Source organism: Bdellovibrio sp. ZFWA1 (assembly GCF_056175665.1).
The window spans coordinates 76059-88848 of sequence record NZ_JBJKJH010000003.1 but is presented as its reverse complement, the minus strand read 5'-3'; the positions used below and the strand labels follow the sequence as shown (position 1 = coordinate 88848).

The window sequence follows — 12790 nt, the reverse complement described above, 5'->3', positions numbered from 1 at the left end:
TAAATTCCTAATATGAAGTGGGGCAGATATGATTGTTCAGGTACTCAAAACCTGCAAAGGCTTCACGTTTTAAAAAATCGTATTTTTCTGGTTGGGACTTCTTTAAACGATCGCCAATAAAGCGATAGGCAACAACCGATTCGGCAAAGTCCTCTGAGGGACTGGTTTGGCCATACATTGAGACTGATTTACTAGGGTCTATTAAGCGATAAGACTTAAAAGCGTGGCCGTTAATAATTTCTGTGAATTCTTCCCAGCCACTTATTTTGAGCCACTCGGCAGAGCGGTCTAAGTTTTTATTATAGGCCAATAGGTGTCCCAGCTCGTGAAGTAAGGTCTGCTGCCGTTCTGGAAAAGAAAGCTTATTCCAATTGTCGAAAAGCTCTATGCTTGCATTTGCAATAGTGCGCTCGCCGCCGCGATAAAATTTACCTCTTGCAAAGTGGACTAGCCGTTTGTTGTAGGAAACAGGAAAAAGCGACGGCGGGTAGTCGTTCAGAGCCTGCAGAACCTCATCAAGTTCCGATACTTCCCAGGCTGCCGCATTTTTTGTTCTCAGATGAGAACCGTTGATTCCGAAATGAACCATCATATAGAAAAGGCGCAATCCAATGGCATTTCCATAGATTTCCTTCATCGCGCAAAGTGCGGCGGGACAGTCAGTCTTAAACTCAAGTGGGGGATTTGTGCCTCGAAGGCTTAGGTCGTAAGTATGAAGATCCGTAAAGTATTTGATTTTAGCAGAGTACTCATTTTTAAAGCGAACCCCAAATACAACCTTACTTTCGACAGGGCCGGAAAGCTTCAGCAGGCGGGCTTGCATTTCTTGATTAGTTGGAGGGCGCTGAGATTTACAAGGAGCACTCATAACTTCTTCAGGCGATACAGCCCACCAATTTTGAGGTCCTGCGGAATTCTGAGGAAGGCTATGAGCCAGCGACGTTAACGAAACGCTAGATAAGATCAAAGATAATAATGCCGCCCGAATAGTAAGACCCATGCCGTTAAAGTCTCAAATTTTCCGCCATAGTCAAGGCCTCCTTAAGGGAAGCTTGATTATCTAAAATCTAGTCCTCCAATGGGTCTCGGGATTGAGCTGTGGGTACTTAAGAAAAAAGACATCCTGTCATGGGAGCTTCCCGCTCCCATACCCTGGGGTAAAGCCGGTCATCGTGACCGGCTTTTTGCGTTGTGTCTCTTGAAATAAAAAGGCCCATCTTGGCGAACCTTGTGATTTGATTTTTTTACTACGAAAAAAAAATTACAAAGGCCAAGAATGGACCTTCATCATTTGATCAACAGCTTATTAGGTCTGCAAGATTTAAATATTACCAACGCGGAGCTTTCAGAGGACTTTGTGTCTTGTCGGCTTTCGGCAGAGTTACCGTGGTCCCGCGCCTGCTGCGCGGACTGCGAGCATCCCTTATTGGAATTCCATCAATGGAGCTATCGAGACCTTAAAGTACCCCCTCTGGGGCTCTTTAAGGACGTCGTTATTCATTTACGATATCCACGAGGACTTTGTCCCGTATGCAATAAAATCCAACGCTCTAAGGTTTCAGGGATCCATTCAAAATTCAAAGGCCATAGCTGCAGCTTTGTCGAAACCGCGGGTCGACTCATGGAAGAAACCACCTGTGCTGCTGCGGCCCGGACCTTGAGTTCAGATCCAAAGACTTTATGGCAAATGGATCAGTGGCGTATGCGAGAAATGCAAAAGAATTTAGATGTAAACAGGTTTACAAAAGATCTTGATGTTTCTCGTATGAGTGCTGACGAGGTGCACTTTAAGACTGAAACTGAAACCAAAAGAGAGCACCCTTTTGCACCACGATGGACCGTAAAGTTCGTAACAAACTTAGTGTGTACGAAGGCTGCAAAGGTGATTGCTAACGCTGCTGGTAGGGATGCTATGGCCTTAGCAACGTGTTTAAAAACTCTATCAAGACCCCAGCGATTATCAGTGGAGTTTTTTTCAATAGACATGAACCCTGGCTACTTCCAAGCCGTGAGTAAACTCTGTCCCAATGCAGAGATTGCGATTGATCGATTCCACTTGGTTCAGAGCATGAACGAATACTTTGAAAAAGTCAGAAAAGAAGAGTTTCAAAAGGCAAAAAAGAACAAAAAAGAGTTCGAAGAAATCATGTTGTCACCATCGAGAAGGTTCATGTTTTTAGAGCGAGATGCTGTTTTATCTATCGAGGAGAATAATATGCTAGGAAAGTTAAAAGTGTTAAATACGAATATTTCAAACGCAATGATTATCGTTGAGTATTTCCATAAGGTTTTAGAAGAAAAAGGTGTCCACGGGTTTAGATCACGCTTGGCAAAATGGTATGGGTTGGTTCGAGATTCGAAGTTGCTGCCACTTCGGAAGTTTGCACTGCAAGTTCGCAAGTACCGGATCAATATCGAAGCCTATATACGATCAAATTTAACGACTGCAATCAGTGAAGGACTTAACAATAAAATCAGAGTTCTAAAGGCCATGGCCTACAGCTATCAGAATGAGGAATCGTTTATGCTAAAGATCCTTCAGAGGTGTGGATTTCTCAATTCGAGACACATGGATACCCGGCGTCTATTCAAATATAGCAGCCTGGCATGAAACCTACCCACAGAAGAAACCCGAGAGGCTCCTCCAATGGGTGACAAAAAGGGGCTTCTGCCTAGAAAAATTACGTAGGCTAAGTGTTTAAATGCGGCTCGAATTGGAACAAGAATCGCAGGGAAGGAAGAGGCTATTGAACTTTGATAACCGTAAGAGAGGTCGTTGTGTTAGTTGTTTCCTCGGTAACGCGCTGGTTTTTTAGAATTTTTTGGCTGAGTCTGCTTGCAGCGGCTCCGGCCTGGGCAGAGTTTTTAAAGAAGGATGTCTATCTGTCTTACGAACAGCGTTTGGTGGCTTCTATGTTACTGCAGGCCGAGGGGCAAAGTGCTCAAAACAGGGCGCAAACCTTGCTTCGAGTTGAAGAGCTCATAAAATCATCTGTACAAACAAAGGTTCAAGAGGTTTGGGTTGAAAATTTTCAAGATTTTATGAAGGAGTTTCGCGGGGTTTGGCCCGAGACCGACAGCCTGGCTCGTGATCTTGAAATCAACGCTCAAAAGTCTTTCGCGCTTCGTGAGTTTAAGTCCAAACACCCTCGAGTGCAGAGAGAAATCGATCAATATTTAGAGTTTCAGTTGAATCAGTTAAAGAAGCTAGCCGAGACTCAAAAAGAAAGCTCTTCGGTAAAGAACCAAGTCGAATCAATGAACTTAAACAAGCTTTATCAATCTTCTATGGAAAAGCTAAACTTGGGTCAAGAGCAGGCTGCGAAGCAGTACTTGTTTGAGTCCCTTTTAAATGTGTCAGATTTAGTTGTAAAGGATGCACTAAGTGAGTTTGGAAAAATCGGAGAGAGGGTTGCGACCTCTGGCTTTTCGCAGCAGTCCGATGCCAGTGCGCGGATTTTTATGCAGACGCTATTATCTGAGTATTTTGGACGACTGTCTATTGAATCCAAAAAACAAATTATTTCAGCAATGATGGCCGCTCCTTTAGAGCTTTCAGAGATGCAGCGATTTGAGATTATGGTGCAAAACTCGGGACCTCAATTGCAAAAACTTTTGCAGATCGTTGCTCGGCAGGCGAATCTGGATCCAGAGCTTCTTAAAGTTTTTAAAACCTTAGAAAATGCCGTCCGTCCAGTACCTTGGGTTCAAGTTCGAGACATGGTGCAGGCTGAATCATCGAATTATAGATTTTTGTACTTCGAGCGCAAGCCCTTGGGTGTTGGAACCATGGCGCAGGTCCATCGAGCTAAAATTGAAGAAAATGGGCAGCGTCGGGATGTTGTGGTTCGCTTTATTAAGCCAGGAATTGAAAATCGAATTAATGAAGACCATCGAATTCTTATGGAGGTCGCGGCAATATTGGACTCAAATTTCGAGTTCGCTAAAAGCGGAGCGCCGAAGTTAACTCCTATTATCGAGGATGTCACCCAGACAGTGAGAGCCGAACTCAGCCAGAAAGACACGGTCGATAGACAGCTAAAAGGGCGAGAGGTTTACAATCGTCAGTTGTTAATGGAAACTCCTGAATATAAAAATTTGGTAGATATCAATGTCCCATTGGTTTACGCGCCTAAGAATAAGCAGACGCAGTTCATGGTGCAAGAGATGGTTTTTGGTCGTAAACTTGATAAAGAAGCAGACGCGTGGAAAGAGGCCGTTCCTGGTATGAAAAAAGCCTTAGTCGAGATGGTAGCCAAAGTTTGGATGGAAGAGTTGATGTTTAAATCAGGATTTTATCACTCGGATTTGCATCAAGGAAATTTTATGGTGCAAATGCGTGATGACGCAATCAAGTTGAATATTTTAGATTTTGGAATGGGTGGAGTGATTTCCAAGAGCATGCAAAAGAACTTAGTCCTGTTGGGGGCCGGTTTAGAATTAAATAAAGCAGATCTTATTTCAAAAGCGATGTGGGCACTTTCAGATCAAAACAAAAATTTGATCTCGGAAACCGAGTACCGACAGATCGTAGCCAAGCAGGCAGAAACACTCGCCAAGACGGGGCAGAAGTGGGGCGTTGGTAATTGGTCGGCGCTGAGCTTGGATTCGGGGCTTCGTCTTCCATATGATTTTATCAGTATTAATCGCGGGCAAGTGATTATCGATAAACTATTAGAGGATTCTGGAAGCAGCATGACTGTTCAGAATATCGCAAAAAAACTAGCTTTTAAATATCCAGCGGTAATGGCAAAGATTCTACTTCAAGATGCTAAGCTCAGCCCAGGAGAAATTATTAAATTAGGTTTTGAGCAGCTTATCAAGAAACAAGAAAAAGTGCCAAGCTTCACTGATTCAATGGCGAACTCAAAGCAAAACAAGTCAGTAGGCGGTGCAGCTTTAAGATGTGAGTTTGTTTTTAACTAACTTGGTCATTGGTGTTCGACTCGGAAATTAATTTATTTCGAGTGATCCAATGAAATCTCCAAGTTAATAAAACCGCAGCAAAACTGAGTCCAATAAAGAGGCCCCACCATATTCCAACGGGGCCAACCCCGGCGTGAAATGCTAAAAAGTAGCCAGCAGGAAGCCCTAAGATCCAATAGGCAACAAAGGCAATCACCGAGGGCCATCGAGTGTCAGCAAGGCCTCTAAGTGCACCGATGGCGACGACTTGAATGCCATCACTAAGTTGGAAAAAAGCGACAACAATAAACAACGTAGATGCAAGTTCAATCACGTCCTTATTTTCAATAAAATAAGTGGGAATCACTTGGCGGAAAAGCAAAAACAACATCGCGGTGGTTCCCATGAAAATTGCGCCCAAGCCGATGGCCGTAAGACCCGCAGTACGAACGCCATTTTGATTTTTTCGTCCTTGTTCAAAGCCGACTCGAATTGTTGCTCCGATGCCTAGTCCCATGACTGTCATAAAACTCATAGAGGCAACAGTGATCGTGATTTGGTGTGCTGCCAGTGGCATTGCGCCAAACCATCCCATCATAAAAGCTGCAGCTGAAAAGGTCGCGACCTCAAAAACAAAAGTCATTCCATTTGGAATTCCCAGTCGGATAAGGTTTCGTAACAATTGGCGGTCGGTTTTTCTTAACCAAGGCTGTTGAAGATAAGGTCTATAGGACGACTTCCAATGCACAACGAATATCATCGTTACAGCCATGACGGCGCGAGTAATGAGTGTGGCCCAACCAGCCCCGACCAGTCCCAGTCGAGGTATAAGCAAGTAGTTTCCAACAGCATTGGCTAAAACACCCCAATACATCACAAGCATAGAGACCCGCGTGTGTCCCAAGCCATCTGTGAATTGACGATAAGACTGAAAAAATAAAACAGGCACGATGGACCAAGTAATGATTTCGAAAAAAGGTTTGGCTGCGGAGAGGACTTCGGGAGTTTGCCCGAAGATATGCAAATAAGGCATTAGTCCATAAAGTAAGCCAATCAAAAGAGCCGAAATCAGCCCCGAAACAATCAGGGAGTGCTTTAAAAGCGCACCGCCGGTTTCAAAATCTTTTTGTCCGTCGGCTTTTGCAAACAAGCCGGTGATAGGGGCTAGGCTTCCTAATCCAAAAATTAAAAAGATAAAGAAAAGACTAAATGCAAAAGAATTTGCTGCAAGGGCTGTGGGGCCTAAAGGGCCAATCATAAGGGTGTCGGTGAGGCCGATTAAATTTTGACCCATTTGTCCAAGAGCTATTGGCCAAGACAACTTTAAAATTGTCTTGGCTTCGTGTCTGAAGTTTGTGCCCACAGCTTAAGACCTAAACCGATCGCACTTCTAGGATTTCAGGCAGCGCCTCTTTCATGCGTGCTTCAACGCCGTCTTTGAGCGTGGCTGTTGACGAAGGGCAACCACTGCAGGCTCCCATCATGTGAACATAAAGAATATTATTTTCGTATTTATTAAAGACGATATCGCCGCCATCTAGAGCGACGACAGGACGGATCTCTTTATTAAGTATTTTTTTGATTTCTTTCACAACAGGTGAGTCATTCTCATTTTCTTCATTATCGGCAACGATGTCGATAAGTAGAGGCTCGTTGGCGTTCAGGTGTTCTTGAATCAGATTGGCCAAGGGGGCTGCCAAGTATTCCCATTCCACCCAATCCTGCTTAGTTACGGTCATGAAGTTTTCGCCTAAAAAAACAGCACTCACCCAAGGAAAACCAAAAATTTTCGAAGCCAACGGGGAAACCTCGGCATCTTCAGCATCGGCAAAAGCAAAACCCCGATCCAGATAGTTTTTGTGGAACAAAAACTTCATTGTTGAGGGGTTTGGAGTGGCTTCAAAAGAGACTGCGGGTAAGTTTGTATTTTCCATAGCGAACTTCTACCTCAATTTAGGTCTTCTTGCCAAGCGTGTTATTCTCAGCGGCTTCTTGATTTAAAGCCCACTAATGACTAACTTGTTAGCCGTCCTGTTTTATGAGAATTTTCATTTTTAAACGATCCTGAGGGAGACTACTATGACACCAAGAGTTAGAGAGATTTTAAGCTGGTACGGCGCCGACAATCCTGGCGTTTTAACGAACATGGCTCGCATGTTGAACCATGGTAAATTGGCGGGCACTGGTAAAATGGTTATTCTTCCAGTGGATCAAGGTTTTGAGCATGGTCCGGCTAGATCTTTTGCTAAAAACCCAAGCGGTTACAATCCTCATTATCATTTTGAATTGGCTATTGAATCTGGTTGCAATGCTTATGCGGCTCCACTTGGCTTTATTGAGGCGGGTGCGCGTGAGTTTGCAGGTGAAATCCCGTTGATTTTGAAAATCAACAATTCAGATACTTTGTTCTCTCCCGTAGCTCCGATTTCTGCTTTGTCTTCAGGAATTGATGATGCACTTCGTTTGGGTTGTGCGGGTATTGGTTTTACAATTTACCCAGGATCTGCAGAGCGCAAAATGATGTACGAAGAAATCGCCTTGGCAGCATCTGAAGCCAAAAAGGCGGGCCTTGTGGTTGTGATTTGGTCTTACCCTCGTGGAGAACAAATCTCTAAAGCTGGGGAAACAGGGATCGATGTTTGCGCTTATGCCGCTCAGATCGCTGCTCAATTAGGTGCACACATAATCAAAGTTAAACCTCCAACAGCGCATATTGAACAAGATGCTGCTCGCAAGGTTTACGAAGCTCAGGGAATCAAAGTCACGTCGATGGCCGATCGTGCTCGTCACGTAGTTCAGTCAGCATTTGATGGCCGTCGAGTGGTTATTTTCTCGGGTGGTGAAGCAAAATCAACAGCGGAGCTTATCGAGGAAGTGAAGGGATTAGCTCAAGGTGGTGCTTTTGGTTCGATCATGGGAAGAAATGCTTTCCAACGTCCAAAAGCCGAGGCGATCGAATTGCTTCACAATGTGATGGAAGCTTTTGCTGGGCATCCTCTAAAAAAGTAATTGAAGGAAAATTGAATGTCAGTTCATGATAATCCGTTAAGAGCGGAAAAAAGAAAAAAGCTTCACGCGCTTCGAGAAAAAGGTATCAATCCTTATCCGTATTCGTTCGACAATAAAACGGCGGTTGCCGATATTACTAACGAGCACGCTGCAGGCATGGTGGCTGGCGATAAGAAAACGGACTTAAGCTACCGAGTGGCGGGCCGTTTGATGACATTAAGAAGTATGGGTAAGGCCTGCTTCTTTAACGTTCAAGATCAGACTGGAACCGTTCAGGTTTATGTTCGGCTTGAAGAGCTTAATGAACAAGATCGGGCGGCATTTGATCTGGTCGATTTGGGTGATATTGTTGGAATCGAAGGCTTTCCTTTCAAGACAATGAAGGGCGAGTTTTCACTGCATATTAAATCGTTCCAGATTTTAACTAAATCTTTAGAGCCTCTTCCCGAGAAGTTTCACGGGGTTCAAGATGTTGAAATTAAGTATCGTCATAGACATCTAGATTTAATGACTGATGCCGACTCTCGCAAAGTTTTCGAAACGCGCTCGAAGATTATCAAAGAGATCCGTCGTTTCCTTGATGATCGTGGGTTTTTGGAAGTTGAAACACCGGTCTTGCAACCGATTTACGGGGGCGCGGCCGCACATCCGTTCACGACTCATCACCGCGCTTTAGATATGAAGCTTTACATGAAAATTTCGCCAGAGCTTTATTTAAAGCGTCTGATTGTGGGTGGTTTCGAGAAAGTATATGAAATTGCAAAATGCTTCCGGAACGAAGGTATTGATAAGACTCATAATCCTGAGTTTACGATGCTCGAATTTTACGAAGCGTACACGGACTACAATTATCAAATGAAGCAATTTGAAGAGTTGGTATCAACATTGGTTATGAAAACTCATGGTTCAATGAAAGTTGTTTACCAAGAGAAAGAAATCGATTTCACGCCTCCATGGAGACGTCTGACAGTTCATGATGGTGTTCGTCAGTACGCGGGTGTTGATCCGGATAAGGCTTCAGATCAAGAAATTTTCGATGCATGCAATAAGTATGGCGCTGGTCTCGAGAAGCTAGGTCGTCGCGGCGAAATGATTATGGAACTTTTTGAACTGACAGCCGAGCAGCACTTGTGGCAGCCGACATTTGTTATGGATCATCCAGTAGAGATTTCTCCGCTGACGAAGATCCACCGCGAGGACAAGCGTCTTGTCGAGCGTTTTGAGCCATTTGCTGCATGTATGGAGATCGGAAATTCTTACTCTGAGTTGAACGATCCTGAAGATCAATTGGCTCGTTTAAAAGAGCAAGAGGCGAATCGGGGCGAGGACGAAGAAGCTCATCCAATGGATGAAGACTTTTGTTTAGCCATCGATGCGGGTATGCCTCCGACGGGTGGTGTTGGTTTAGGTGTCGAAAGAATTGTGATGATCTTGACGGATCGACCAAGCATTCGCGATATCATTTTCTTCCCGACAATGCGTATCGTTCGTTAGTGGGAAAGTTCATTAGATGTATTTTTAAGAGGGGAGCAGCAGCTCCTTTCTTTTTTTGGAGTCCTATGCGTAGTTTATTTTCGTTGACCGTTTTATTGACACTCACTTTGGCATTAGGAGTCGCCTGCCAGCAAAAGCCAACAAAGGCGCTCTCAGAGGCTCCTATTTTTCCAAAAGACTCTTTAGATGCCCAGATTAAAGATGTTTTTAAAAAAGATCCGGTACTTATTGACGCTCGGAGGCCTTTCGAGTTTGGCCTATCGCGAGTCCCTGGGAGTGTGCAGATTTCATGGCAAGACTTTACGCAGATAAACTCTTTAGGGCAGCGGCGGCTCTCTGCTGATTATGGCTCTTGGGTGCGAAGATTAGCAGTTTATGGTGTGCATCCATCCCGTCCGGTTTTGATTTTAGCAGATGAGACGATTGAGCCCGGAGCAGCCGGCAGGGTTGCGTGGAGTCTATGGATGTTGGGGGTAGAGCAGATTTATGTTGTTCCTATTCAGCAGTTCAGGACTTTGAATCTAAATGATATAAACCCAACGCAGAACACATCAATTTGGTTGCCAAAAACAAAAAATGATTTATATATTAATTCCAACGAATGGTTAGTGCTGAATGGTCAGAAAAAGCTAGACCGAATAGCGCCCAAGAAATTGGGTGAATTTTCAATTCATCAAGTTCGTGATCAAATTGTGGTCCTAAACTTAAATCCTTCGCTGGAGGTCTCAAGGGCCCAGTTTAAAGATGTGATTTCTTTAAATTATAAGGAGCTTTTAGATCCGCGAGGGATGATAATTTGGGAGCCGTTGGCAAAAAAAATGAATGGCGCGGTAGATTATTCGAACTGGATATTAGTGGTTGCTGAAGACGGAAATAGAAGCGCTTTTGTCGCATGGGAGCTTCTAAGACGTGGCTATAAAAAAGTTGTTATTGTAGAAGATGGAATTGCAGATTAGGAAATATGTTTTTTAAAGTTACGAATGAAGATCCTTATTTTAAAGAGTTGGCTTATCTTAACATGGTGTACGTGTTAGGGGGGCTTAGTCTTGGCTTTTATATTGTTCGATACAATTGGGTCTATGATTTTTCTCAGTTCAACATCTTAATGATTCCCTTATATGCACTGATGTTGAGTGGGCCCTGGATCTATAAAAAGTGGTCTTCTTTCATTGTCAGTTCTTTGCTGGTGCTTGTGCCAGCGTACTTGCTGGTATTTACACTTGTCAGTCTTTCTGGAGGCTTATTAGCCCCGGGAGTTCATTGGTTCGCCACTTTGCCGATTATTTTAGGATTTTTGTATGGTCGCTTTGGTCTTTGGCTAGGTGTTGTTCTATTAACACTGGTAACGGGTGTTTTAGGTTTGGTTGATTACTCTGGACTCAGTTTGGATATTATCAACTCGGCCTTTTACCAAAGACAAGAGCGCATTATTAATGTGATATTGTTTTTTATATTTATTTGTGCCAACTCGGCCTACTTTCTTTTTTTAGAAGAACGCTATGTGAATCTTGTTAAGGCGAAGAAGCAAGAAAGTGATTCTTTGTTGCGAGTCCTTATGCATGATTTTTCGACACCATTGACGATTCTTCAAATTGAAAGCATGAAGTTAGAGCCGCTGGATTCGCAAGCTATCAACCCTGAGGTTCCGGCAAAAATCCGCCGAACTATCGAAACGATGAGTTCTCTTTTGATGCAAATTCGCGAGCTCCGGGCATTGAAGGGAAATCAGCATTTTCATGATTTCATTTTGGTGGATTTAAATGCGGCTCTCAAAGATGTCGTCGCGCTTTTGGCGCCAACAATGACTTCTCGGAGGATCTCCATTAATTTAGACATTCCGGATGGTGACATTCCGGTAGTGGCTGACGAGCGGGGCTTGCGCGATATTGTCTTGCATACGATCCTTACGAATGCCGTTCTGTCCTCTCCGGATGATACGTGGGTGGATGTGCGTGTTTTTAAAAAGACAATTGATGAAAAGTCTTTTTATCTTCTGGAAGTCCACGATTACGGGGAACCTTTTTCAGAGGATCAGGTTCGCTCTATTTTTAGTCTTGAAGATAAAGTAACCAAAATTTCTAGATTAGGGGAATTAGCCTATGCGTTTCCCTTGATGAAGGGATACTTAGAAAAAGTCGCCGCTCGAGTCGAGGTGACATCCTTTGCGGAGCAGGTCAATGGGCGGGGAAATCGCATAACGGTCTACTTTCCTTTAGACTAGGCATAAGCGCCCTTAATTGAATGAGGCCTTGTTGGTAAAATTTTTTATGATTTCTCGTTGAGAAATTTCTTTGGAATCTTCAAAATAAAAGAATGAAAATTAATATTTTAAAGCTGACTCTATTTGTCGTTTGCTGGGGCTTTTTAGTGACTGCAAATGCTGGGACCTCGCTAGGGCAGGATTTTGTTTTGCCTGCTGGTTCAGAGGTGCAGATCAATGCAGCTCAGGCCGCAGAAAGTTATAAAGGAGTCACTCCCAGCGGTTCGGTTCAGATTCAAGATTATTATCAGGTGCAGTACTTAAAATACGTTCAAGATATGGAAAAGGCAGATCAAGAGCGCTACAATAAAGCAGCTCAGATGGGCTTATTGTATATTCCTGTTTCAGCAATTTCTGCGATGAACACTGGCGGCGAGGTGGGAGTTCGGACCGTGAAGACCAGTGCCGACGCAGGTCTTTTTCGTGCGTCCGAATCAATTGATCCGGCTCCAAATAATCCTAAGGTTCGGCCCGAGTTTTCTTCCGCAGATCCAAGCGATAATTTAGCTCGTGAAAAAGAAATTCTTGAAGGTATTGAAGGGTTGAATTCAGCTGGTCGTTCCTCGAATCAATGTCAGTCTGCGAAGCTTGCTGGTGTTCCAGAGGCAGCCTACAATTCTGCGATGAATTGCTATCAGCAGAACAAAGAAAAATTTTCGAATCCCTATATAGTCATTATGGATTTAACCAAGGCTTCGACATCCAAACGTTTGTTTATATTGGATGCCAAAACGGGGGCGGTTGTGCAATCTGAATATGCAATGCACGGCAAAGGTGTCGGCAGCGTCGCTGGTGAAAACGGTACGCCCGCGGGTTTTCATAAATTAGATGGTAAGTTGTTTCGCAATGGACGTCCCTATCGTTTAGGTCTTGAGATGAAGGGGATGGAAAAGAAAAATGCGAACAGTCATGAGCGCGCTATTCGGCTTCATGATTGGGGGCCGGAATCAAATTTAAAATTGGGATTGGCTCCAAGGACGTGGGGATGTATCGGAGTGGCTGACGAGGTTATGCCAGAGCTGCAAAACAAACTAGCCGGAGGCACTCTTCTGCTAAACTATACAGCGGATGCTGATCAACTTCGTCAGCAGTCGGGTGTCTGTCAGTTGAACTGAGAATGTT

General features: G+C 43.9%; 10 protein-coding genes. 7 read left to right on the top strand and 3 right to left on the bottom strand.

What is annotated here, in order from left to right:
* Nucleotides 1-7: 7 nt before the first annotated feature.
* Nucleotides 8-1000 carry a hypothetical protein gene (locus AC04MN_RS14285; protein WP_475383889.1) on the bottom strand — a complete coding sequence of 331 codons (993 nt, stop codon included), beginning with the start codon at nt 998-1000 and terminating at the stop codon, nt 8-10.
* Between the two features lie 276 nt (nt 1001-1276).
* On the opposite strand from AC04MN_RS14285, the gene AC04MN_RS14280 reads away from it, so the two are divergent.
* A complete protein-coding gene (locus AC04MN_RS14280; protein WP_475381169.1) occupies nt 1277-2611 on the top strand; it encodes an ISL3 family transposase in 1335 nt (444 codons plus the stop codon).
* A gap of 167 nt (nt 2612-2778) precedes the next feature.
* Nucleotides 2779-4926, top strand: coding sequence for an AarF/UbiB family protein (locus AC04MN_RS14275; protein ID WP_475383888.1), 2148 nt, complete (start codon nt 2779-2781; stop codon nt 4924-4926).
* Here AC04MN_RS14275 and AC04MN_RS14270 read toward each other — a convergent pair.
* Both AC04MN_RS14270 and AC04MN_RS14265 read right to left on the bottom strand, forming a co-directional pair.
* Entirely contained in the window at nt 4919-6268 is a 1350-nt protein-coding gene (locus AC04MN_RS14270; protein WP_475383887.1) for an MATE family efflux transporter, read from the bottom strand. The two genes, AC04MN_RS14275 and AC04MN_RS14270, sit on opposite strands and share 8 nt — an antisense overlap.
* 10 nt (nt 6269-6278) lie before the next feature.
* The gene (locus AC04MN_RS14265) at nt 6279-6839 is read right to left on the bottom strand and encodes a NifU family protein (protein WP_475383886.1); all 561 of its coding nucleotides are present in this window, start codon (nt 6837-6839) and stop codon (nt 6279-6281) included.
* Nucleotides 6840-6984: 145 nt separating this feature from the next.
* On the opposite strand from AC04MN_RS14265, the gene AC04MN_RS14260 reads away from it, so the two are divergent.
* The 5 genes from AC04MN_RS14260 (at nt 6985) to AC04MN_RS14240 (ending at nt 12783) form a co-directional block, all read left to right on the top strand.
* Nucleotides 6985-7914 (top strand): class I fructose-bisphosphate aldolase, encoded by a 930-nt coding sequence (locus tag AC04MN_RS14260; protein WP_475383885.1) that lies wholly within the window; start codon nt 6985-6987, stop codon nt 7912-7914.
* Between the two features lie 15 nt (nt 7915-7929).
* Nucleotides 7930-9408, top strand: coding sequence for a lysine--tRNA ligase (lysS, locus tag AC04MN_RS14255; RefSeq protein ID WP_475383884.1), 1479 nt, complete (start codon nt 7930-7932; stop codon nt 9406-9408).
* 65 nt (nt 9409-9473) lie between these two features.
* Nucleotides 9474-10364: a rhodanese-like domain-containing protein gene (locus AC04MN_RS14250; RefSeq protein WP_475383883.1), complete on the top strand. Its 891-nt coding sequence runs from the start codon at nt 9474-9476 to the stop codon at nt 10362-10364.
* A 5-nt stretch (nt 10365-10369) separates the two neighbouring features.
* The gene (locus tag AC04MN_RS14245) at nt 10370-11629 is read left to right on the top strand and encodes a sensor histidine kinase (protein ID WP_475383882.1); all 1260 of its coding nucleotides are present in this window, start codon (nt 10370-10372) and stop codon (nt 11627-11629) included.
* Between the two features lie 92 nt (nt 11630-11721).
* Nucleotides 11722-12783, top strand: coding sequence for a murein L,D-transpeptidase catalytic domain-containing protein (locus AC04MN_RS14240; protein WP_475383881.1), 1062 nt, complete (start codon nt 11722-11724; stop codon nt 12781-12783).
* The last annotated feature ends 7 nt before the right edge of the window (nt 12784-12790 follow it).